The 22,360-nt window shown below is 72.4% G+C and carries 17 protein-coding genes; 6 read left to right on the forward strand and 11 right to left on the reverse strand.

Going from position 1 to position 22,360, the window contains the following annotated elements:
• Positions 1-114: 114 nt before the first annotated feature.
• Both FHX82_RS20290 and FHX82_RS20295 read left to right on the forward strand, forming a co-directional pair.
• Entirely contained in the window at positions 115-2,160 is a 2,046-nt protein-coding gene (locus FHX82_RS20290; protein ID WP_183176715.1) for a hydantoinase/oxoprolinase family protein, read from the forward strand.
• Positions 2,157-3,833 carry a hydantoinase B/oxoprolinase family protein gene (locus FHX82_RS20295; protein WP_145938154.1) on the forward strand — a complete coding sequence of 559 codons (1,677 nt, stop codon included), beginning with the start codon at positions 2,157-2,159 and terminating at the stop codon, positions 3,831-3,833. Before FHX82_RS20290 ends, FHX82_RS20295 begins: the two co-directional genes overlap by 4 nt.
• A gap of 83 nt (positions 3,834-3,916) precedes the next feature.
• Here the strand turns inward: FHX82_RS20295 and FHX82_RS20300 are convergent, their stop codons facing one another.
• Positions 3,917-4,753: a helix-turn-helix domain-containing protein gene (locus tag FHX82_RS20300; RefSeq protein ID WP_229880652.1), complete on the reverse strand. Its 837-nt coding sequence runs from the start codon at positions 4,751-4,753 to the stop codon at positions 3,917-3,919.
• A gap of 146 nt (positions 4,754-4,899) precedes the next feature.
• Between FHX82_RS20300 and FHX82_RS20305 the strand changes: the two genes are divergently transcribed.
• Entirely contained in the window at positions 4,900-5,640 is a 741-nt protein-coding gene (locus FHX82_RS20305) for an SDR family oxidoreductase (protein WP_145938155.1), read from the forward strand.
• Between the two features lie 25 nt (positions 5,641-5,665).
• Here FHX82_RS20305 and FHX82_RS20310 read toward each other — a convergent pair whose 3' ends face one another.
• From FHX82_RS20310 to FHX82_RS20355, 10 genes are all read right to left on the reverse strand, one after another.
• Positions 5,666-6,223, reverse strand: coding sequence for a GTP-binding protein (locus tag FHX82_RS20310; RefSeq protein WP_145938176.1), 558 nt, complete (start codon positions 6,221-6,223; stop codon positions 5,666-5,668).
• Between the two features lie 97 nt (positions 6,224-6,320).
• Entirely contained in the window at positions 6,321-6,692 is a 372-nt protein-coding gene (locus FHX82_RS20315) for a DUF742 domain-containing protein (RefSeq protein ID WP_145938156.1), read from the reverse strand.
• 108 nt (positions 6,693-6,800) lie between these two features.
• A complete protein-coding gene (locus tag FHX82_RS20320) occupies positions 6,801-7,202 on the reverse strand; it encodes a roadblock/LC7 domain-containing protein (protein WP_145938177.1) in 402 nt (133 codons plus the stop codon).
• Complete coding sequence (locus tag FHX82_RS20325; RefSeq protein ID WP_145938157.1) at positions 7,202-9,649, reverse strand: sensor histidine kinase; 2,448 nt, start codon at positions 9,647-9,649, stop codon at positions 7,202-7,204. The genes FHX82_RS20320 and FHX82_RS20325 overlap by 1 nt, the downstream gene beginning before the upstream one ends.
• Positions 9,650-9,960: 311 nt before the next feature.
• Positions 9,961-11,496, reverse strand: coding sequence for a PucR family transcriptional regulator (locus tag FHX82_RS20330; RefSeq protein ID WP_145938158.1), 1,536 nt, complete (start codon positions 11,494-11,496; stop codon positions 9,961-9,963).
• Complete coding sequence (locus FHX82_RS20335) at positions 11,493-12,593, reverse strand: DUF917 domain-containing protein (protein ID WP_145938159.1); 1,101 nt, start codon at positions 12,591-12,593, stop codon at positions 11,493-11,495. The genes FHX82_RS20330 and FHX82_RS20335 overlap by 4 nt, the downstream gene beginning before the upstream one ends.
• Positions 12,590-13,795, reverse strand: coding sequence for a hydantoinase/oxoprolinase N-terminal domain-containing protein (locus FHX82_RS20340; protein WP_145938160.1), 1,206 nt, complete (start codon positions 13,793-13,795; stop codon positions 12,590-12,592). Before FHX82_RS20340 ends, FHX82_RS20335 begins: the two co-directional genes overlap by 4 nt.
• A gap of 9 nt (positions 13,796-13,804) precedes the next feature.
• Complete coding sequence (locus tag FHX82_RS20345; protein ID WP_145938161.1) at positions 13,805-14,797, reverse strand: ABC transporter permease; 993 nt, start codon at positions 14,795-14,797, stop codon at positions 13,805-13,807.
• Positions 14,794-16,293 carry a sugar ABC transporter ATP-binding protein gene (locus FHX82_RS20350; RefSeq protein WP_145938162.1) on the reverse strand — a complete coding sequence of 500 codons (1,500 nt, stop codon included), beginning with the start codon at positions 16,291-16,293 and terminating at the stop codon, positions 14,794-14,796. Before FHX82_RS20350 ends, FHX82_RS20345 begins: the two co-directional genes overlap by 4 nt.
• A gap of 2 nt (positions 16,294-16,295) precedes the next feature.
• Positions 16,296-17,309: a sugar ABC transporter substrate-binding protein gene (locus tag FHX82_RS20355; protein WP_145938163.1), complete on the reverse strand. Its 1,014-nt coding sequence runs from the start codon at positions 17,307-17,309 to the stop codon at positions 16,296-16,298.
• A 151-nt stretch (positions 17,310-17,460) separates the two neighbouring features.
• On the opposite strand from FHX82_RS20355, the gene FHX82_RS20360 reads away from it, so the two are divergent.
• From FHX82_RS20360 to FHX82_RS20370, 3 genes are read left to right on the forward strand one after another with little or no spacing between them, the layout of a single operon-like run.
• Entirely contained in the window at positions 17,461-19,479 is a 2,019-nt protein-coding gene (locus FHX82_RS20360; protein WP_145938164.1) for a hydantoinase/oxoprolinase family protein, read from the forward strand.
• A complete protein-coding gene (locus tag FHX82_RS20365; protein ID WP_145938165.1) occupies positions 19,476-21,185 on the forward strand; it encodes a hydantoinase B/oxoprolinase family protein in 1,710 nt (569 codons plus the stop codon). The genes FHX82_RS20360 and FHX82_RS20365 overlap by 4 nt, the downstream gene beginning before the upstream one ends.
• Complete coding sequence (locus FHX82_RS20370; RefSeq protein WP_145938166.1) at positions 21,182-22,360, forward strand: metal-dependent hydrolase family protein; 1,179 nt, start codon at positions 21,182-21,184, stop codon at positions 22,358-22,360. Before FHX82_RS20365 ends, FHX82_RS20370 begins: the two co-directional genes overlap by 4 nt.

A 22,360-nucleotide genomic window follows, 5' to 3' on the forward strand; every position in this document is an offset into this window, starting at 1 on the left:
CCGTCCGTGCGCGGCGCATAGTGATCGCCCGGTCACCGGTGCGGTGAGCACATCGCCCCCGAAAGCGCGGCTCCTAGCTTTCCAGGCACGTCTGCTGCTGGATTGGAGTACGCCATGGCGCGGTACCGCGTGTCGATGGACATCGGGGGCACGTTCACCGATGTCGTCACCTACGACGACGAAGCCGGGGTCTTCGCGGCGACCAAAGCGTCGACCACCCCCGACGACCTGAGCGAGGGGGTCATGGCCGGGCTGGGCGCGGTCGTCGACACCCCCGGGGACATCGGTTTCCTCGTGCACGGCACCACCCAGGGCCTCAACGCGTTCCTCGAACGCCGCGGCGTCCCGGTGCTGCTGCTGGGCACCGCCGGGGTCGAGGACAGCTACCACATCGCCCGCGGGCCGCGGACCCGCCTGTACGACCTGCACTACCGCAAGCCCGAACCGCTCGTGCCGCGCCGCGACGTGCTCGGCATCGGCGGCCGCATCGCGCCCGACGGCAGCGAGCTGACCCCGCTCGACGAGGACGCCGTGCGCGCCGCCGCGCGCACCGCGCGCGACCGCGGGCACGGCGCGATCGCCATCGCGTTCCTGTTCAGCTACGCCAACCCGGCGCACGAGCTGCGGGCCCGCGAGCTCGTCCTGGAGGAGCTGGGCGAGGACTTCACCGTGTCGCTCTCGCACGAGGCCGCCAAGGAGTGGCGCGAGTACGAGCGCACCTCCTCCGCCGTGGTCGAGAGCTACACCGGCCCCATCGTGCGCCGCTACCTCAGCCACCTCGAAGTCCGCCTGCGCGACGGCGGCCTCGCCGTGCCGCTGCACGTGATGCAGTCCTCCGGCGGCATCCTCACCGCGGACTCCGCGCGCGCCCGGCCGCTGCAGACCCTGCTGTCCGGGCCGGTGGGCGGCGCGATCGCGTGCGCCGAGCTGTCCCGGGTCAGCGGCAGGCCGAACCTGATCGGCGTGGACATGGGCGGCACCTCGTTCGACGTGTCGCTCATCGTCGACGGCGAGCCGGACGTCTCCGCCGAGGCGCAGCTCGAAGGACTGCCGATGCTGATGAGCGTGGTCAACATCCACACCGTCGGCGCGGGCGGCGGCTCGGTCGCATGGGTCGAGGCGGGCGGGCTGCGGGTCGGGCCGCGCTCGGCGGGCGCCCGGCCGGGCCCCGCCTGCTACGGCCGCGGCGGCACCGAACCGACCGTGACCGACGCGAACCTCGTGCTCGGCCGCATCGACCCCGAGGGCTTCGCGGGCGGGCAGATGACGCTCGACACCGCCGGCGCGGAACAGGCCGTCGGCAAGCTCGGCGAGACCTTCGGGCTCGACGCCGTCGCGATGGCCGAGGGCATCTGCGACGTGGCGAACTCCAAGATGGCGCAGGCGATCCGCACCATCACCGTCTCGCGCGGCATCGAGCCGCGGGACTCCAGCCTCGTCGCGTTCGGCGGCGCGGGCCCGATGCACGCCGTGTTCCTCGCCCGCGAGCTGGGCATCGCCGAGACGATCGTGCCGCGGTTCCCCGGCGCGTTCTCCGCGTGGGGCATGCTGCAGACCCGCATCCGCAAGGACTTCACCGAGCCGTACTTCTTCCTCGACGCCGACCTCGACGGCGCAGACCTCACCGCCGTGCTGCGCCGGCTGGAGGAGCAGGCACTGTCCACTTTGGGCGAAGAGGGCGTGCCCGAGGGACAGCGGTCGGTGGCGCACTCGGTGGACATCCGGTACGAGGCGCAGGAGTACACGCTCACCGTGCCGATCACCGACGCCGCCGATCCGTCCACACCGGACTTCCTGAAGGTCGTCGCCGAGCGGTTCGCCGAGATGCACCACAGCCGCTACGGGCACGCGAACCCGGGCGCGCCCATCGAGTTCGTCACCGTGCGCACCGCCGCGTTCGGCGACCTCGGCCGGCCGGAACCGCAGAAGTGGCCGCACGCGGAGAAACCGGAGTTCCCGCACGAGGTCAAGCAGGTCGTCTTCGGCGGCACGCCGTGCGACACGACCGTGGTGCGCCGCGACGACCTGCTCGCCGGGCACACCTTCGCCGGCCCGGGTGTCGTCGTCGAGGACACCGCCACCACCGTCGTCCCGCCCGGCTACTCGGTGTCCGTGGACGAGATCGGCTCGCTGATCATCCGCAACAAGGAGCAGGCATGACCACCACGACCGTCGACCCGGTCACCGTCGAGATCATCCGCAACGCGCTCAACTCCGCGGCGGACGACATGAACGCGACCCTCATCCGCTCGGCCTACACGCCCATCATCTACGAATGCGGCGACTGCGTCGTCGCGCTGCTCGACGCCCAGCACCAGGTGCTCGGCCAGTCCGCGGGCCTGCCGATCTTCCTCGGCAACCTGGAGACCTGCACCCGCGCCACCGAGGAGCAGTTCGGCCGCGAGGTGTGGCAGCCGGGCGACGTGTGGATCCTCAACGACAGCTACCTCGGCGGCACGCACCTCAACGACGTCACGATCTTCGGCCCCGTCTTCGTCGGTGACACGCTCGTCGGCTTCACCGCGTCCCGGGCGCACTGGATCGACGTCGGCTCGAAGGACCCGGGCGGCTCGATGGACTCGGTGTCGATCTTCCAGGAGGGCCTGCGGCTCGGCCCGCAGAAGCTGGTGTCCGGCGGCGAGGACGAGGCCGCGCTGATGGACACGATCGCCCGCAACGTGCGCTTCCCCTATCCCACCACGGGCGACATGCACGCCATGATCGCCTGCATCACGATGGGGGAGAAGCGGCTGCGGGAGATCGTCGAGCGGTTCGGGCTGGACACGCTGGAGGCGGCGCGCGACGAGATCTTCCGCCAGACCGAGGTGCTGGAGCGCGAGACGATCGCGAACATCCCGGACGGGGTGTACGCGGCGGAAGGCGTGCTGGACAACGACGGCGTCGACCTCGACACCCCGATCGCGATCCGGCTGAAGATCACCGTCGCCGGGGACACGATCGACTTCGACGTCACCGAGTCCGCCGACCAGACCGCCGGCCCGGTCAACTGCGGTGTGCCGCAGGCGGTTTCGGCGCTGCGGGTGGGCTACAAGCTGCTGGTGAGCCCGGACCTGCCGGGCAACGGCGGCTCGTTCCGCACCATGACCACCCAGGTGCGCGAGGGTTCCGTGCTCGGCGCCGTCGCGCCCGCGGCGTGCCAGTGGTACTTCTCCCACCTCGGGCTGCTGATCGACATGGTCGCCCGCGCGCTCGCCCCGGCGATGCCGGACCGGGTCGCGGGCGCCAGCCACGGTGACTCGATGATCGTGCTGACCTCGGGCGTCGACCCGCGGTTCGGGCGGGAGTTCGTCAACCTGGAGGCCACCGTCGGCGGCTGGGGCGCGTGGTCCGGTTCGGACGGGGAAAGCGCTCTCATCAACAACGTCAACGGGTCGCTGAAGGACATTCCGATCGAGGTGCTGGAAACGCGCTACCCGTTCCGCATCACCGAGTACCGCATCCGCCCCGACTCCGGCGGCGCGGGGAAGTGGCGTGGCGGCAACGGCGTGGTGCGGGAGTACGAGGCGCAGACCGACTGCTCGCTGTCGCTGTGGTTCGAACGCTCGCGGCAGCCGGCGTGGGGCCTGTTCGGCGGCGAGGACGCGGTCGGCCCGGAGGTGGTGATCAACCCCGGGCGCCCCGACGAGCGGCGGATGCTGAAGGTCAACGGCACGACGGTCCGCAAGGGCGACGTGATCCGCTGCGCCACCGGCGGTGGCGGCGGCTACGGCGACCCGGTGGAACGCTCGGCCGACGACGTCCGCGCGGACGTCGCGGACCGCAACATCACCCCGGAGACGGCGCTGAGCCGCTACGGCATCGGCGACGAATAGTCAGGACAACGCCTGCACGCGGTCGGATCGAGGTCGCGGGTCCGACCGCATGCGGGCGTCTCCGGCCTGACGCGCTTCGGGTGCTACGTCGGCGACCCGGTGTCCGGCGCCGTGGACGCCAGTGAGGCGAGCAGGGCGACCTTCTCCGCGCTGTCACTGTGCTCGTCGGGGTAATAGACGACGAGGATCAGCTCGTCGACCGGAAGCTTCTCGCGGTGCAGGCGCAGCTGCCCGACGACCGGGTGGTTGACGGACGTCGTTCCTCCCGCCAGCAGCCGGACGTCGTGCCGCCCCCAGAGCGACCGGAATCGCGCGCTGGCGAGGGAGAGCTCGCCCACGAGCTCGATGGCGCGCGGGTCGGCGGAACCGTCTCCGAGAGAGCGGCGGAAGGAGGCGACGAACTCGCCGACGGCGCTGTCCCAGTCGTCGTGGAACTCGCGCTCCTCGGGATCGAGCATCAGCGACCGCAGCCGGTTGTGGCCGGGAGCGAGCCTGGGGCTGAACGCGACGGCGAGCGGGTTGGCGGCGAGGACGTCGAAGTAGCGGTTCTCGATGAACGCGGGGATGTCGAGCGCCGCGAGGAGATGGTGCAGCCTCGCGGGCACTCGCTCGGTGCGCCGGGGCCGCCGGCGCCGGGGACGAGGGCCGCCCAGGCCGAGCAGGTATTCGGTCTCGACGTCGTCCAATCGCAGGACGCGGGCCAGTGACTCCAGGACCTGGACGGACGGGTTCTTGTCCCGTCCGCGTTCGAGCCGGAAGTAGTAGTCGGCGCTGATGCCCGCCAGCAGAGCGACCTCTTCCCGGCGCAGCCCCGGCACCCGGCGACCGGAACCGGCCGGGAGGCCGGCCTGCTGAGGCGTGACCAGCGCGCGACGCGCGCTCAGGTATTCGCCGAGCCGGTTCTCTTCGTCCGCATCCACGATTCCCACCCTAGCGACGCCTGCTCCGCCGAAGGGTGCCCTGTCACTACCTGGAGCAACGGGTCCTTCCTGGTGCGAACGCGGCGGCCGAACATGGTGCTGTGCCGGTCATCGGGCCGGACTCCGGAAGAGAAAGAGAAGCAGGAATGGACATCAGCGGACGCACCGCACTGATCGTCGGCGGCACCACGGGAATCGGCCGCGGCCTCGCGCAGCGGTTCGTGGACGCCGGCAGCACCGTGGTCGTCGGTGGGCGCGACACCGGCCGGGTCGAGGGCCTCGAAACGGTCCGGGTCGACGTCACCGACCCGGCCTCCGTCCTCGCCGCCCGCGACGAGGTCCTCGCGAAGCATCCCGGCCTCGACCTCGTGGTGACGATGTCGGGCGTCATGCTCACCGAGGACCTGCGCGACCCCGGCCACATCACCCAGGCCGAAGCCACCATCGCGGTCAACCTGCTGGGCACCATCCGGGTCATCGACGCGTTCACCCCGCACCTGACCGCCCGCGGCGCCGGCGACATCATCACCGTCTCCTCCGGCATCGGCTTCGTGCCGTTCCCGCTCATGCCCACCTACGGCGCCTCGAAGGCCGCCGTGCACTCCTACACCGAGTCGCTCCGCGCGCACCTCGCCGGCACCGGGATCGCGGTCACCGAGCTCATCCCGCCGGCCGTCGCCACCGCCGGACAGGAGAAGCTCAACCCCCACGCCCTGCCGCTGGACGGTTTCCTCGACGAGGTCATCGGGCTCCTCACCCGGAACCCGGCCCCGGACGAGATCGTCGTCGAACGTGCCAGGCCGCTGCGCCGGGCAGAGCACGACGACACCTACGCCGAACTGCTGGCCGCGCGGTCCCGGGCGCTCGGCAACCTTCCCGGACGCTGAGCCGCTACGGCATCGGCGACCGTAGTCAGGACAACCGCAGTTCCAGTGACCGCTTGGTCGCCATGACGTGCTCGATCAGCGTGATGAGCACCTGCTTGGTCGACTCGCGGTCGCGGGCGTCGCACAGCAGGACCGGGACGTGGTCGTCGAGCTCGATCGCGTCCCGGACCTCTTCCGTGCCGTAGCGGTAGGCGTCGTCGAAGCAGTTCACGCCCACCACGAACGGGATCCCGCGCCGCTCGAAGAAGTCGACCGCGGGGAAGCAGCTCTCCAGGCGGCGGGTGTCGGCCAGCACCACCGCGCCCAGCGCGCCGATCGCCAGCTCGTCCCACATGAACCAGAACCGGTCCTGCCCCGGCGTGCCGAACAGGTACAGGATCAGCTCCGGGTTGATCGTGATGCGCCCGAAGTCCAGCGCGACCGTGGTGGTGGTCTTGCGCTCGACCCCGGTCAGGTCGTCGACCCCGGCGGACGCCGCGGTCAGCGCTTCCTCGGTGCGCAGCGGCGGCACCTCGCTGACCGAGCCGACCATCGTGGTCTTGCCGACGCCGAACCCGCCCGCGATGAGCAGCTTGAGCGTCATCGCGTTCAGGTTGCGCCGGTACTGCGGGAAACCCGGCGCCGCGCCGGGCTGCTGCAGCTGTCCTCGAACGGGGGAGTCCACTGTGCTTGCCGCCCTATCAGAGTCTGCGGATGCCATCGAGCACCGCCTGGAGGATGCGTTCGTCGGGGGCCGCGGTCATCGGGGACGCGCTGCGGAAGATCACGTGGTTCTGCTCGATCAGGTCCGCCAGCAGCACCTTCACGACCGGCAGCGGCAGGTCGAGGTACGCGGCGACCTCGGCCACCGACAGCGGCTGCTGGCACAGGCGCACGACGCGCGCGTACTCCTGCGGCAGGTGCGCGGCGTCCATGATCGAGGTGACCGCGACCACGAGCGTGAGCAGGTCCAGCCCCAGTGTGTCGGTGCGGGTCCGGCCGCCGGTGACCGTGTAGGGCCGGACCAGCGGCCCGGCGGCGTCATCGAACCACGCCTCTTCCTCGGCTGTCATGGCCGCGGGTCAGGCTTCCGCTCACTCATGCGGCCTCCTGCCGGACGCGGCACGCCGCGACAGTGTTGTTGGCCGGCATGGCGCTCGATGATTCGCTCGCAAGCTCACTCATGCGTGCTCCACCCGCGGAGCGGCCGAAAGCACCGCCCCGACCCGCTTGACCATCATGTTCATCGCGTAGGCGACCAGCCCCATGTCGGCCTCCTCGCTGGTCAGCAGCGCCAGGCAGGCGCCGTAACCGGCGGCGGTGACGAACAGGAACGCGTGGTCCATCTCCACGACCGTCTGGCGCACCTGGCCACCGCCGAAATGCCTGCCGGTGCCCTTCGCGAGGCTCTGGAACGCCGAGGCGACGGCCGAGAGGTGCTCGCCGTCCTCCTCGGTGAGGTTCGACGAGCGGCCGATGAGCAACCCGTCCGCGGACAGCACCACGGCCCGGTCCGCCCCGGCGACCTGCTGGAGCAAGTCGTCGAGCAACCAGTCCAGTTCGTTCAAGCCGGGAGTGGCCATCATCTGCGCTCTCCAAAGAAATCGGTGGCGGCTGGGTCGGTGTCGCGGGCCCGCCGCGTCCCCTGCTGGAACGAGGCGAGCCTGCTACGGGCCAGGTCGGGATCTTCCCGCGGCTCGTACGACGAGGGAGCCTCGTAGGGCACCTCGTCGGTGCGCAGCTGGGGCGCCAGGTTCTGCTGGCGCCGCCGGCGCGGCAGCTGGGGGCGGTCCGGCGACAGCGGTCCCTGCTGCGGCCGGGACCGGGTGTCCTGCGGAGCGCGGTTCTCCTGCGGCGGCCGGGCGGGCTGCGGCGCGGCCCGGTGCTGCCCCGTCCTGCCCTGCGGCTGCTGCGGCTCACGGGGCTGCTGCTGTTCGTACCGCGGCTCGCGCTGCGGCCGGAACAGGTCGACCCGCCCGCCGTTGCCGTTCCCGTTGCTCCCGGCGGCGTCGACCTGTGCCTGCGCCTGGGCGAGCGAACCGGCGACCTGGCGCGCGGTCTCCTCCGCCGACGGCACCGCCTGCGGGCGGCGCACGGGCAGGCTCGGGTGGCTCGCCGTCTGCCCCTGCGAGGGCACGGGCGCCGCCGGCTCGGGCTCGTCGGCCAGCGGGACCGGTGTCAGCAGCTCCGAGCGGACCAGCACGATCGCCCGCGTGCCGCCGTAGGCCGACGGCCGCAGCGTCACCGAGATGCCGTGGCGCGACGCCAGCCGGGCGACCACGAACAGGCCGAGGCGGGGCTCCTGCGACAGCGCCATCACGCCGAAGTCCGGCGGGTCGGCGAGCATCGCGTTCAGCTCGTCGATCTGCTCGGGCTCCATGCCCAGGCCCTGGTCCTCGATCTCCAGCACCACACCGCGGCCGACGACGTCACCCCACACCTCGACGCGCGACTGCGGCGGCGAGAACGACGTGGCGTTGTCGATCAGCTCGGCGAGCAGGTGGATCAGGTCGGCGACCACCGGGCCGTTCACCGCGACGGCGGGCATCTTGCCGACGTTGACGCGGGCGTAGTCCTCGGTCTCCGCCGTGGCGCCTCGGATCAGGTCCGCCAGCGCGACCGGGTTGCGCCACTGCCTGCCCGGCCGCTCGCCGCCGAGGATGATCAGGTTCTCGGCGTTGCGGCGGGCACGCGTGGACAGGTGGTCGAGCTTGAACAGCAGGTCGAGCTGGTCGGGGTCCTCCTGCTTGCGCTCGGCCTCGTCGAGGGCCTTGAGCTGCCGGTGCACGAGCACCTGGCTGCGGTGGGCGATGTTGAGGAAGACCTTGCTGGTGCCCTCGCGGGTCTTGGCCTCGTCGACGGCCGCGGCGACGGCGGTCTGCTGCGCCTTGTTGAACGCGTCGGCGACCTGCCCGATCTCGTCCTCGCCGTGGTCGAGGAAGGACATCTCGGTCTCGAGGTCGACGTCCTCGCCGTTGCGGACCCGGCCCACCAGGTCCGGCAGCTGCGTGTCGGCCATCTCCAGGGTTTCCTCGCGCAGCCGGTGCAACCGCCGCACGAGCCTGCTCGACATCCGCCACGCGATGATCGTCACGAGCAGCGCCAGGATGATCGCGGCCGCGCCGGCGGCGATGGCCGTGACCAGCATCTGGTTGCCGGTGTCGATCTCGACGTTGGTGGCGTTGGTGCTCTGCTGGATGTAGAGGTTCATCAGCGCGCCGGCGACCTGTGTGCTCGCGGCCTGCCACTGCTGCGCCGTCACGCCCGCGGGCAGGCTGCGGTGGTTGCCGTCGATGATCGACTTCTCGACGCTCGTGACGGTCGCCCACGCCGGGCTCGCCTTGAGCGCGCTGTACTGCTGCGCGACCGTCGGGATCATCTCGGGCACCGCGTTGTCGAACCCGGCGTGGTAGGCGCCGGTGGTCGCGATGAACGCGCTGAACTCGTCGTCGGACAGGCCGCCGTTGGCGATCCCGCCCGAGGCCAGTGCGACGCTGCGCGCCATCTGGTCGGCCGCCACGAACAGCGGCATCGCCGTGGCCCGCAGGTACGCGGTCTTCGCGTCCGGCGTGCCCTCGGCGACGCCCAGCAGGCCGTCGGTGTAGGTGTCGAGGATCCGGTTGTAGAACGTGTACGCGTCCAGCAGCGAGACCTGGTGCGCGTCGACCTTCGCGCGGAACTCCGGCAGCTGCGCCAGGTTCGCCGCGGTCTGGTTGATGCTCGCCTGCACCCGCGGCGGCGCCTGGTCGTAGAGGCCGGACAGGTTCTGCGCCTGTCCCGCGCCGGTGCTGTCGGTCTTCGCGCGGACCTGCGCGAGCTGGGGCTGCACCGAGCCGTTCGTCGCCAGGTCGGTGAGCGTGAGCTGGCGCTCCTGCTGCACCGAGGCGAAGAACTGCACGGCGATCGTGGCCGAGTCGTGCACCTTGCTGATGAACGTCCGCGCGGCGACCGCGTTGTACAGCAGGTATCCCGCGAGTGCGACGCCGGCCACCAGCAGCGCGATGCTGGGCACGAAGGCGATCGACAGCACCCTCGTCCGGATCGAAGCACGTCCCTTGCGTGGTCCGAAGTTTTTCTTCAAGGCTCCTGAGGGCCTTCCCGCATCCGTTGTGACTGGCCAGGGCCCCCGCACCCAGTTGACATGTGGCGCCCGGGGCGACCGGTCCGGCCTCCTCAGCGCCTGAGCAGATTAATCGGGCTGCAACTCTGAGTCAACATCGCGCGTCCATTCAGCCCAATGTGGCTCTTGACATCGGAGCCGAGCCCTGTCACAAATTGTGGATCTTCCTGCGAGACATGATACCCGTTCATGTATTTGGCCCTCTTGCAGGGGAATGGCGGTCAGCCCCTGCCGGGCACCCAGAGTGACGCCAGGGAGTAACACAGCACGTGGAGGGCGAGCCGGCGCGCCGGATCGTCGAACACCAGGCCCAGCTCCTTCGCCCGCGCCACCCGCGAAAGCACGGTGTTGCGGTGCACGCCGAGGCGGGCCGACGCCTGGCTGAGCGAACCGCCGCAGTCGAGCACGGCGAGCACGGTGTCCACCAGCGCCTCGCGGTCGCGGGCGCCCATGAGGTCGGCCAGGCACAGGTCGGCGACCTCCGCGATCCGTGCCCGCGGCAGCCACGCGAGCGCGGCGCGGGCACCCACCTGGTCGAACCACTGCACCGAGCCGGGGCCGCCGTCGCGGGCGACGTGCGCCGCCAGCCGCGCCTCGGTGACCGACCGCATGAGGCCCGGCACCCCGGCGTGCGCGCCACCGACGCCCAGGACGAGGCCGTGGTCCGTGGCCGCGCGGGCCAGTGCCGTCAGTGCCCGGCGCATTCCGGCGGTGTCGTCGTTTCCGGAATCTTCGGAATCTTCGGGGTCTTCGGGGATGTTCTGCCACGACAGCCAGCCGTCGGAGTCGGCGACCAGGGGCCAGTCCGGGCGGGTGCGCTGCCAGAACGCGCGCACCAGCTGCGTCAGTTCGTCGGCGGGCACGCCGTGCACCGGGGACAGCCACAGCGCGCGGTTGCGGCCCTCCACCCGCCAGCCCAGCTCACCCGTCCACGAGGGCACGTCCACGTCGGCCGGAGGTGGCGCGGTCGCCGCGGGCTCGGTGGCGAGCCGCCGCAGGAGCCCGAACGCGGCCTGCTCCTGCGCGGCCTGCGCCGAGCTGTTCATCCGGGTCTGCGCCCACGCCGCGAGCAACGGCAGGCGGGCCAGGCGCAGCACGGACTCCACGTGCGCCGCCGAGCCCGCGCTCTTCGCCGGCACCGCGGCCACCAGCTCCGCCCACGGTCGTCCCGCCGCCTGGATCTCCACCCGCACCCGGGTCGTGTCCGGGCGCTCCTCCGCCGCCGCGGCCCGCCCGCCCGCGACCGCGCCGCCGACCAGCAGCGCGACCGGCACCGGTGTGAGCTCGCTGTTGAGCACACCCAGGACCCCGCGGAGGCTCGACTGCTCCGCGAGCCGTTCCGCGCACAGCGCGACCCGCAGCGCACGGGCCGCCTGCGGCGCGCTGACCTGCCCGGCGAGGGTGAGCGCGACGTCCACCGGCTCGTCGGAGATGACCAGCAGCGCGATCCCGAGCCGGTCGGCGAGCACGGCACTGGACGGGCTCATCGCCGCCTGCGGGACCACGACCGCGGAGACGTTGCGCTCCCACCCGGCGTGCAGCGCCGCGGCCAGCGCCCAGCCGCCGGTCGCGGCGTCGTCGTGCAGCACCACGAGCGAGTGCGGGGCCGCGCGGTGCAGCCGGTCGAAGGTCTGGGCGAGCACCACCTCGTGCACCGCGCGGGCCGGGTCGGGCAGGTGCACGGCCTTCGCGCGGGCGAGCGGGTCGACGCGCAGCAGCTCGGCGAGCACCAGTGGGTCCAGCGGCGGGCGGCTCATCGGCGCCTCGGGTGGGCCAGCGGGATCCCGTGCGAGGCCGGGCCGACCATGGCCAGCCCCTCGGCCGAGTACCAGACCGCGTCGGCGGGCATCACCAGCACGTCCACCAGGTCACCGGGCTCCAGGCTGTCCAGTGTGGACAGTTCGCCGTGCAGCACGTCGACGAGGCAGATCAGGTCCGGCGCGGCGGCCGCGAGCGCGCCGTCGGCGAACACGGCGACGACCTCGCTGCGCAGCTCCAGCCGCAGCAGCCTGCCCTGCCCGCCCAGCTCGTCGACCACCACCGTCGACGGGTGCGCGGGGATGGTCACGTCGGCCGGGCGGCTCAGGTGCTCCAGCTCGACGATGCGCCCGCGTCCGATCCGGCGGCAGCCGGTGACGGCGGCGAGCCGGGCGACCAGCACGTCCGGATCGCTCGACTCCAGCAGCAGCCGTCCGACGTTGACCAGCCGCGACACCGTGCCGGTGAGCGCGCCGCGGCGCAGCTCGCCGGTCGTGGTGGGGTACGCGGCCAGCGCCGCCCAGCCGCCGACGACGTCCACATTGGACCGCAGCAGCGTGTCGGCGCGGGCCGGGTCGGGCACGGTGATCGCGACGTTCTCCCCGGTGGCGCCCCGGATCACCAGCGGGGTGGGGGACAGCCCGGCCAGGTGCATCGCGGTGTGGTGGATCAGCGCGAACGTCCGGCCCATCCCGTCGGCGTCGATCAGCGGCACGTCCAGCTGCGAGGCCGCGGCCAGCGGGGCGAGCGCGCTCACCGTCGCCGCCGCGAGCGGGTAGACGGCCTCGAACCGGCGCCGCGTCAGGCGTTCCAGCTCGCGCACGGCGAGGGCGAACTCGTCACCGGACGGCGGCAGGTCCGCCAGCGCCGCGCCCGAGCCGATCACGCAGAGGGCGGCGCAGCGGGTCTCCGGGGCGAGCGCGTCCGGCCGCACGAGCGTCACCGGGCCGTTGCGCTCCAGCAGGTTCGTGGTCCACGCCTGCAGCGTGGTCTTCTCCGGGGCGACGGCGGGGGAGTAGAACTTCGCGCCCTCGTAGAGCGCGGCGACGTCGTCGGCGGTGATCGTGGTGGCGGCACCGACGTAGCGGGTGGTCATGCGTCCGGCACCCCCGCCACCCGCACGCGCACCCGCACCGTGCCCGAGGGGCTGTAGGGCACGGCCACGGTCGACATCTCGACCACGTCGGCGCTGCCGGGCGTGGCGCCGTTCGCGGTGGCGATCGCGGTGGCGCGGGCCTGCGCGTCGCGCCGGACGCGGTCCAGCTCCGCGGTGGACTCGATGAACGCGATCTCGTCGAGCCACGCCGTCGGGCGGCTCAGCGCGGCGCCCACGCAGGTCAGCTCCTCCGCCGGCCGGTCGGCCTTCACCAGCGCGAGGTCGCCGGGGCCGGAGGTGCCGGTGCGGGTCAGCGCCGCGGTGGGCACGACCAGCGCGGTGCCGAGCCCGGCCACGAGCTGGGGCCGGACTGCGGCGAGCCCGTGGCGCACGTCCCCGACCAGCGGGTGCGGCGCCCGGTCGAGCAGCACCCGGCAGTCGTCCGCGCCCGCGAGGACGGCCGCGCCCTGCAGCTGCAGCGCGTCGGCGGCCCCGATCCCGAGCACGGGCAGCGTGCGCAGGCGCGAGGGACTGACCCAGCCGCCGTCGCCGCGGGCGATCTGGAACGGCGTGCCGCGCGCGGCGCGCTCGCACACGTCGAGGATCTTGCCGCCGGCCGCGGACAGCGCGGCGTTGAGCACCACCGTCGCCTCGCGCGCGGCGAGCCCCTGGCCGCCGAACTCGTACGCGACGGAGATCTCGGCGTCGGGCATCGCCGCCTGGAGCGCGTCCGCGACCTCCCGCTCGTGCCGCGGCTGCGCGGGCGAGCCCGACGCGACGACCGCGATGTGCCGGGCCGGGCCCTGCCGGATCTCCTGGCACACCGCGTGCAGCGCGCCGCGGTCGATGGGCCGCAGCTCGCGGCCGAACAGGTCGTGCCCGCCGGGCACGGTGTAGCGGCGGGTGACCAGGCGCTCGACGACGTCGTCGGGATGCCGGGCGAGCGCCGGGTCGGTGGCCGCGCGCGGCACGACGCGGATCATCGCCACCGGCGACAGCTCCCCGTGCCGGTGCAGCACGTGCTCGACCAGCACGCTGCTGACGTCGATCACCAGGCCCGCCGCGTCCGGATGCCTGCGCACCACCTCGCCGAGCAGCTTCGCCGGGTCCGGTCCGGAGACGTGCCTGAGCACCTCGCCGTCCCGGACCGTCACCGCGCTGGACCGTCCAGGACCGAGGCTCACGCCGATCCTGACTTCCATTGCCGCAATCTACCTGGTCTTTTTCCGCAGGTAACGATCAACGGCGACGGCCAGGAGGATCAGGCAGCCCTGCACGACCTGCTGGTAGATGGTGTCCCAGCCCAGCAGGTTGAACCCGTTGCCGATGAGGGTGAGCAGCAGCGCGCCGACCACGCCGCGCCAGATCGCGCCCTCGCCGCCGAGGATGCTGGTGCCCCCGATGACCGCCGCCGCGATCGCCGACAGCTCCATCCCGGTCGCCATGCTCGACTGCGCCGAGCCCGCCCGCGACGCCAGGATCAGCCCGGCCAGCGCCGAGCAGATCCCGCTCACCACGTAGGCGGCGACCTGGATCTGGCCGACCCGGATGCCGGACAGCCGCGCGGCCTCGGCGTTGCCACCCACCGCGTACACCCGGCGCCCGAACGTCGTGGCCGAGATGAGCACCCCGATCGCGGCGACCACCACGACGAACACGATCGTCGCGGACGTCAGCCCGAACAGCGAAGGCCACGTGAGCATCCCGAAGTCCTCCTGCTGGGTGGCCAGCGGGTAGACGATCGCCCCCGCCGTGACCACCACCGCGAGGCCGCGGTAGATGATGCTCGTGGCGAGGGTCGCGATGAACGAGTTGACCCCGCTGCGCACCACGATCGTGCCGGTGACCAGGCCGAGCAGCGCGCCGGCCACCACGGCGGCGGCGAACCCGGCGAACACGCCGAACTCCCGCCCCGCCTGGACGCCGACGATCGCCGAGAGCGCCAGCGACGCGCTCGCCGTCAGGTCGAAGACGCCGCTCATGATGCAGACGGTCGCGCCCGCCGCGAGCAGCCCGACGACGGAGCACTGGTCGAGCAGGTTCACCAGGTTCGACGTGCTGAGGAACGTGCTGGTGCTCACCGACAACGCGAGCACGATCGCCAGCAGCGCGACGAGGATCCCGTAGTCGCGCATCCGGCTGCCTTTGCGCACCGCCCTGGCCGGAGCTGCCTGTGTGGTCTCCGGTGCCGTTTCGACCGTCATGCGGTCTCCCCTTCCTGTCCGAACGCCGCCGCGAGCACGTCCTCGCGCGGTGCGCCCCGGGTGAACTCACCGGCCACGCGGCCGTGCCGCAGCACGAGCACCCGGTGGGCGAGACCGAGCACCTCCTCGATCTCCGAGGACACGACGACGACCGCGATGCCCTCCGCGGCCAGCCCGGTGATCAGCTGGTGGAGCTGGGTCTTGGCGGCGACGTCGACCCCGCGCGTCGGCTCGTCGACGAGCAGCACGCGCGGCCGCCGCAGCAGCCACTTCGCGAACAGGGCCTTCTGCTGGTTGCCGCCCGAGAGCGTCTCGATCGCCGCGTCCGGTTTCGCCGCCCGGATGTCGACCGACCGCGACACGGTCTCGACGGCGCCGCGCTCGCTTCCGCGGCGGACGAACGGGCCCACGCGGCGCCCGCCGAGCGAGGCGAGCGCGACGTTCTCCCGCACCGACCGGGCCAGCACGAGGCCCTGTTCCTTGCGGGACTCGGGTACCAGCGCGATTCCGGCCGCCATCGCGCGGCGCGGGGTGAGCCGGGTAAGCGCTTTCCCGTCGACCTCGACGACGCCCGCGGTCGCCCGGTCGGCGCCGAACAGCAGCCGCAGCGTCTCGCTGCGGCCGCTGCCCACGAGCCCGGCGATGCCGAGGATCTCCCCGGCCCGCACGGACAGGTCGATGCCGTCGACCAGCCCCCGCCGCAGGCCGCGGGCGGCCAGCCGCACGGGCGCGTCCGGCGGCAGCGGCGGCGGGTCGGAGTGCAGCACCTCCAGCTGCCGCCCGACCATGTGCCGCACCAGGGTGGCGGGCGTGTGCCGCGCGGCGTCCTCGCTGAGCACGAGGTTGCCGTCCCGCAGCACGGTCACGCGGTCGGCCACGCTCAGCACCTCGTCGAGGAAGTGCGACACGAGGATCACCGTGCGGCCGTCGGCGGCGAGGCGGCGGATCAGCCCGAGCAGGTTCCGCTTCTCGTGCTCGGTCAGCACCGCGGTCGGCTCGTCCATCGCCAGCACGCGCGCCCCGCGCGCCAGCGACCGCAGGATCTCCACCTGCTGCTGCGTGCCGATCGGCAGGTCGCCCACTCGCGCCTGCGGGTCGACGGTGAACCCGGTGACTTCGAGCAGCTCGTCGAACGTGCGGCGGTCGTCGCGCCGCCGCGCGAACCCGGCGCGGTTGGCCCACCGGCCCAGGAACACGTTCTCCAGCACCGTGCGGGCCGGCACGAGCGCGCCCTCCTGCGAGATGAGGCTGACGCCGTGCCGGATCGAGTCGCGGGGCGTGTGCAGGGTGGCGGGCCTGCCGTCGAAGGAGATCGTGCCGGCGTCGGCCCGGACCGCGCCGCCGAGGATCTTCAGCAGCGTGCTCTTGCCGGCGCCGTTCTCGCCGACGAGGCAGTGCACCTCGCCCGGCGCGATGTCCAGGTCGATGTCGCGCAGGACCGACACCCCGCTGTAGCTCTTCCCTGCTCCGCGGACGGAGATGGCGGGTGCTCGCATCGTCAGTCCGAGTAGTCCGACGTCAGGCCCTGCAGGGTGGCCTTCGTGCCGAGCGCCTGGAACGTCGTGAGCGAACGGGCGTCGGTGGCGACGGGGACCTGCTGACCGCGGGCCTTGGCCAGGCCCAGCTCGGCGGCCTTCGCGCCCTCGGCCTTCTCCGGGATGACGTAGACGCCGTACCACGCACCGCTCTGCACGGCCTGGTACGCCTGCTGCGACCCACCGTTGCCGACGAACTTGATGTTCTTGCCCGCGGCCAGCGGGGCCGCGCCCTCGATGGCCTGCGAGGACCCGATCACGACGTTCACGTCGGGGTGCGCCTGCAGCACGTTCTGGAACGCCGCGCGCCCGGAGTCCTGCGTGTAGCCGCCGACCACGTTCGCCACCACGTCCGCGCCGCCGGCCTTGAGCGCGTCGACCGCCGCGTTGGTGCGGGCGGTGTCGAGCGGGTAGTTCGCGAAGCCCTGCAGGAACGCGACCTTGCACGGTTTCGCCCCGGCCTCCTGGCACGCGCCGAGCCCGAGGGTGGCCATGCCCTGGCCGTTGATCGTGGGCGCGTCGACGATGCTCACCGTGCCCGGCACCTGCGGCTGGGTGGTGGAGTAGTCGCCGCCGACCGGGGTGAACTCGATGACGACGGTGATCCCGGCGGCCACGGCCTGCTTGACCGCGTTGACGATCGCGGTGCCGTCGTTGGCCTGCACGATCACCACGTCGTAGCGCTTCGAGGTGACCGCGTCCTGCAGCTGGTTGACCTGCGTGGGGCCGTCGAAGTTCGAGTCCAGGAAGGTCGCGGTGGCGTTGTGCCCCGCCGCGTACTCCTGGATGCCGGCCCAGGTCGCCTGGGCGAAGGAGTTGGCCTTCGCGAAGCCGAAGAAGCCGATGCTGAGCGTCTTGTCCGCCGGTGCCGCCGCGGTGGCACCCGTGGCGTTGGTACTGGGCCGGCTGCACGCGGCGAGCGACACCGTCAGTGCCGCCGCTCCCACGAGCGCCGTGAGCCGAAGTGAGGTCCTCATAGCTCCTCCTCCGCCTTTCTCCAGGAATCGAGGTGGGGGAATGCTGACTGTGGCCCGCGTCGCGCCGATGTGCTCGCAGCACAGCGTTCGCCTGCCCGCCTGTGCTCCGTCATCCAGCCGTGCCCTGGGCGAAACCTCGATACTGCGCCGCATGACAAAGACCAGCCGGCTGGCGATCGACGTCGGGGGCACGTTCACCGACGTCGTCGAGCTGCTGCCCGACACGGGCGAGCTGCGCTTCGACAAGGTCGCGACCACCCCCGAATCGCCCACCACCGGAGTGCTCGACGCGTTCGGCGTGGCCACCACCGGCGTCGGCGGCATCGCGATGTTCACCCACGGCACCACGCTCGGCCTCAACGCGCTGCTGACCCGCACCGGCGCGCGGACCGCGGTGATCGGCACGCGTGGCTTCCGCGACGTCTACCTGCTCGGCCGCACCGACCGGCGCACCAACTACGACATCACCTACCGCAAGCCCGAGCCGCTGCTGGAGCGCTACGACACGTTCGAGGTGACCGAGCGCAGCCTGTTCGACGGCAGCGTGCACACCCCGTTCGACGACGAGGACGCGCGGCGGGTCGCGCGGACGATCGCCGAGCGCGGCTACCGGTCGGTCGCCGTCGCGTTCCTGCACTCCTACGCCAACCCGGCGCACGAGCTGCGGATGCGCGAGGTGCTCGCCGAGGTCGCGCCCGGGGTGGCGGTGACGCTCTCGCACGAGCTGTCGCGGGAGTACCGCGAGTACGAGCGCACGAGCACCGCCGTGCTCGACGCCTACGTCAAGCCGATCGTGCGGCAGTACCTGCACGACCTCGAAGGCGAGCTGACCGGGCGCGGGTTTCCCGGGCGGTTCCTGATGACGCGCTCGGGCGGCGGCGCGATGACCGTCGGCACCGCCCGCGAGCAACCGGTGAGCCTCATCCTGTCCGGGCCCGCGGGCGGCGTGATCGGCGCCGCCGCGTTCGCGGAGCTGACCGGCAGGCCGAACCTGATCACGATCGACATGGGTGGCACGAGCCTCGACGCGTCGCTGGTCCTCGACGGCGAACCGGTGCTGTACCAGGGCGCGGAGTTCGAGGGGCTGCCGATCAACACGCCGTCGCTCTACATCCACACGATCGGCGCGGGCGGCGGCTCGATCGCCTACCTCGACGAGGCCGGGGCGCTGCAGGTCGGGCCGCAGAGCGCGGGCGCGGCCCCGGGACCGGCGTCCTACGGCCGCGGCGGCACCGCGCCCACGTTCACCGACGCCGCGCTCGCGCTCGGCTACCTCGGCACCGACGCCCCGCTCGGCGGGAAGCTCGTGCTGGACCGGGTGCTCGCGGAGAAAGCGCTTTCTCCCGTCGCCGAGCGGCTCGGGATGAGCGTGCCCGCGCTCGCCCGCGGCATCGTGCGGATCTCCAGCACGAAGATCATGGGCGCGGTCCGGGCGATCACCGTCGAGGTGGGCCGGGACCCGAAGGACTTCGCGCTGCTGTCGTTCGGCGGCGGTGGCGGGCTGGTCGCCGTCGACGTGGCGGCCGAGCTGGGCATCCCGACGGTCGTGGTGCCGCCCGGGCAGGGCGCGTTCTCCGCGTTCGGGATGCTCCTGGCCGACGTCCAGCACGACTTCGCCCGCACCCTCGTCGCGCCGCTGGCCGAGCTGGACCCGGCGCAGGTCGAGGCGGCGTATGCGGACATGGCGGGCGAAGCCACCGAACTGCTCGCCGCCGAGGGCTTCGAGGCGACGCTCACCCGCAGTCTCGACGTGCGCTACGCGGGGCAGGAGCACTCCGTCACCGTGGCGTTCGCCGGACTGTCCGAAGTGGAGGCCGAGTTCGCCCGGCTGCACGAGCGGCAGTACGGGCACACCATGACCGACCCGGTCGAGGTCACCACCCTGCGCCTGCGGGCCACCGGCTCGGTCGACAAACCGCAGCTGCCGCTGCTGCCGTCCCGCACCTCCGGCGCCGTGGCACCCCACGGCACGCGGCCGGTGTACGTGTCGGAGGAGCAGCCCGCCGTGCCGTACTCGCTGTACACGCGCGAGGAGCTGCTGGCCGGGGACGAGTTCGACGGCCCGGCCGTGGTCGCCGAGCACACCGCCACCACCGTTATCCACGCCGGCGACCACCTGACGGTCGGGGCCCACGGCGAACTCGTGATCACCGTCGGGGAGAGCCGATGAACGCCATCGAAACCGAGATCATCCGCCACGGCCTGCTCGCCTCCGCCGAGGAGATGGCCCGCAACCTCTGCCGCACCGCCTACAACACCGTGGTCTACGAGATCCACGACTACGGCATCGGCATCCACGACGCCGCCGGGGACGTGGTCGCCGACGCGCCCGGTATCGCGATCTTCACGCGCGGCAACGACCACGGCATCAAGGAGGCGCTGAACTTCCTCGGCGCCGACGCGATGCGCCCCGGCGACGTGTTCGTGCTGAACTACCCGTACTGGTCCAGCGCGCACACGCTCGACCCGCTGGTGTTCGCGCCGGTGCACGCGGACGGGCGGCTCATCGGGTTCGCCTCCTGCCGCATCCACGTGCTCGACCTCAAGCAGAAGGACCCGGGCTACGTCCTGGACTCCACGGACATGTACCAGGAGGGCCTGTTCTTCCCGGCCACCCGGCTCTACCGCGAGGGCGTGCCGAACGACGACGTCTTCAACATCATCCGCTACAACTCGCGGATGCCGGAGCGCACGATCGGCGACCTGCAGGCCCAGGTCTCCGCGTGCGTGACGGGGGTGCGGCGCACGCAGGAGATCGCCGCGAAGTACGGCGTGGACGCGCTCGTCACCGCGATGGACGCGATCAACGACCACGGCGAGAAACTCGCCCGCCTCGCGCTCGCGAAGCTGCCGAAGGGCACCTGGACCGCGGAGGACTTCGTCGACTCCGACGGCGTCGACCTCGACCGGATGATCAAGCTACGCGCCACCGTGACCGTCACCGACGACGAGCTGGTCATCGACTGGACCGGCAGCGAGCACGGCGTGCGCGGGCCGATCAACCTGCCGCTCGGGCAGACGGAAGCGTTGTGCAGCCTGGTGTTCAAGGCGCTCACCACGCCGGACACGCCGGTGGTCGCGGGCAACTTCCGGCCGTTGCGCGTGGTCACCGAACCGGGTTCGGTCATGCACGCCGTGCCGCCCATGCCGACGTTCACCCTGTGGACCGGGCTGCTCGCCGGCGAGGTGGCGCTGAAAGCGCTTTCCCAGGGGATGCCGGACAAGGTGCCCGCGTGCTCCGGCGGCGACGTGTGCTCGATGATGGGCCTCGGGGTGAACCCGCGCACCGGCGAGTCGTGGCTGGAGGCGACGAACGAGGCCGTCGGCTTCGGCGCGCACGCCGGCGGCGACGGCGAGGACGGCGTGATGCACCTGTCCGAGCCGGGCTGCCGCAACAACCCGGTCGAGGTGCTGGAGACCAAGTCGCCGATGTTCATCGAGTCCTACGGCTACCGGCCCGACACCGGCGGCGCGGGACGCCACCGCGGCGGCGTCGGCGTCAGCCGGGTGTACCGGTTCACCGCGCCCTCGACCGGGATCTGCCTGGTGTACAAGACGAAGACAAAGCCATGGCCGATCGCGGGCGGGCAGCCGGGGACGAACAACCGCATCGTGCTCAACCCCGGCACCGAGCGCGAGGTCGTGCAGGGCGGGTCCTACAACCGGCTGGAGGCGGGCGAGGTGCTCGTCAACGACACCGGCGGTGGCGGCGGGTACGGGAACCCGTTCGAGCGTGACCCCGAGCGCGTCGCCCGCGACGTGCGCAACGGGTTCGTGTCGGCCGAGGCCGCGGCCCGCGAATACGGTGTGTCCGTCGATCCCGTCACGTTCGCCGTGGACGCGGCGGGCACCCAGCGACTGAGGAGCGCGTCGTGAGACTGTCCATTGTGAACGGTGCCGTGTTCGACGGCGAGTCCGCCGAGCTGCTCGACGGGCCGGTGCACGTCGAAGACGGCGAAATCGTGCAGCTCGGCGGCGAGTTCGAGGCCGACCGGACGCTCGACGCGCGGGGCGGCACGGTGGTGCCCGGCCTGATCGACGCGCACTTCCACGCCTACGGCATCTCGCTGGACCTCGTGGAGATCGGGTCGAAGACCCCGAGCTACGTGGCGTATTCGGGGGCGGACCGGTTGCGCAAGGCGCTTCACCGCGGGTTCACCACGGTCCGCGACGTGGCGGGCGGCGATCCCGGCATCTCCCGCGCGCTGGAGGAGGGCCTGATCACCGGGCCGCGCTACCTCTACACCGGCCCGGCGCTGAGCCAGACCGGCGGGCACGGCGATCCGCGGGGCGTCGACACGGACTTCTGCGGCTGCCACGAGTTCATGAACGAGGTCGTCGACGGCGTGGACGCGCTGCGCGCGGCGGTGCGCGACCGGTTCCGGCGCGGCGCGCACGCGATCAAGATCATGGCGTCGGGCGGGGTGGTGTCGCTGACCGACCCGATCCGGGTTCCGCAGTACTCGCCGGAAGAGGTCCGCGTGGTGACGGAGGAGGCGGCGCGGCGCGGCAGCTACGTGGCGGCGCACGCCTACTCGCCCGAGGCCATCCGGCACGCCGTGGAGAACGGGGTGCGCTCGATCGAGCACGGCAACCTGCTCGACGAGGAGACCGCGGCGCTCATGGCCTCCTCCGGCGCCTTCCTCGTGCCCACCCTCGCGACGTACGACGCGATGAACCGCCGCGGCGCGGAGCTCGGGATGCCCGGGGTGACGCAGGCGAAGAACCGGGAGGTGCTCGACTCCGGGCGCCACGCGCTCGAACTGGCGCGCGCGGCGGGGGTGCCGATCGGGTTCGGCACCGACCTGATGGGCGTGCTGGAGGACGAGCAGCTCAACGGCCTGCGCCTGCAGACCGAGGTCGAGGGGCCGCTGCAGGCTCTGCGGTCGGCCACGTCGGTGAACGCGGCCCTGCTGCGGCGCCCGGATCTCGGCCGGATCGCCGTCGGCTGCGCGGCGGACCTGCTCGTGCTCGACGGCGACCCGTTCGCGGACCCGTCCGTGCTGTGGAAGGGCCCGCGGCAGGTCGTGCGCTCCGGGCAGGTCGTATAA

This window comes from Amycolatopsis bartoniae (genome assembly GCF_014191255.1).
Classification (GTDB): domain Bacteria; phylum Actinomycetota; class Actinomycetes; order Mycobacteriales; family Pseudonocardiaceae; genus Amycolatopsis_E; species Amycolatopsis_E bartoniae.

Coding starts and splice junctions, on each gene's coding strand:
- FHX82_RS20290 (WP_183176715.1), top strand. CDS start 115: ATGGCGCGGTACCGCGTGTCGATGGACATCGGGGGCACGTTCACCGAT.
- FHX82_RS20295 (WP_145938154.1), top strand. CDS start 2,157: ATGACCACCACGACCGTCGACCCGGTCACCGTCGAGATCATCCGCAAC.
- FHX82_RS20305 (WP_145938155.1), top strand. CDS start 4,900: ATGGACATCAGCGGACGCACCGCACTGATCGTCGGCGGCACCACGGGA.
- FHX82_RS20310 (WP_145938176.1), bottom strand. CDS start 6,223: ATGACGCTCAAGCTGCTCATCGCGGGCGGGTTCGGCGTCGGCAAGACC.
- FHX82_RS20315 (WP_145938156.1), bottom strand. CDS start 6,692: ATGACAGCCGAGGAAGAGGCGTGGTTCGATGACGCCGCCGGGCCGCTG.
- FHX82_RS20320 (WP_145938177.1), bottom strand. CDS start 7,202: ATGGCCACTCCCGGCTTGAACGAACTGGACTGGTTGCTCGACGACTTG.
- FHX82_RS20330 (WP_145938158.1), bottom strand. CDS start 11,496: ATGAGCCGCCCGCCGCTGGACCCACTGGTGCTCGCCGAGCTGCTGCGC.
- FHX82_RS20335 (WP_145938159.1), bottom strand. CDS start 12,593: ATGACCACCCGCTACGTCGGTGCCGCCACCACGATCACCGCCGACGAC.
- FHX82_RS20340 (WP_145938160.1), bottom strand. CDS start 13,795: ATGGAAGTCAGGATCGGCGTGAGCCTCGGTCCTGGACGGTCCAGCGCG.
- FHX82_RS20345 (WP_145938161.1), bottom strand. CDS start 14,797: ATGACGGTCGAAACGGCACCGGAGACCACACAGGCAGCTCCGGCCAGG.
- FHX82_RS20350 (WP_145938162.1), bottom strand. CDS start 16,293: ATGCGAGCACCCGCCATCTCCGTCCGCGGAGCAGGGAAGAGCTACAGC.
- FHX82_RS20355 (WP_145938163.1), bottom strand. CDS start 17,309: ATGAGGACCTCACTTCGGCTCACGGCGCTCGTGGGAGCGGCGGCACTG.
- FHX82_RS20360 (WP_145938164.1), top strand. CDS start 17,461: ATGACAAAGACCAGCCGGCTGGCGATCGACGTCGGGGGCACGTTCACC.
- FHX82_RS20365 (WP_145938165.1), top strand. CDS start 19,476: ATGAACGCCATCGAAACCGAGATCATCCGCCACGGCCTGCTCGCCTCC.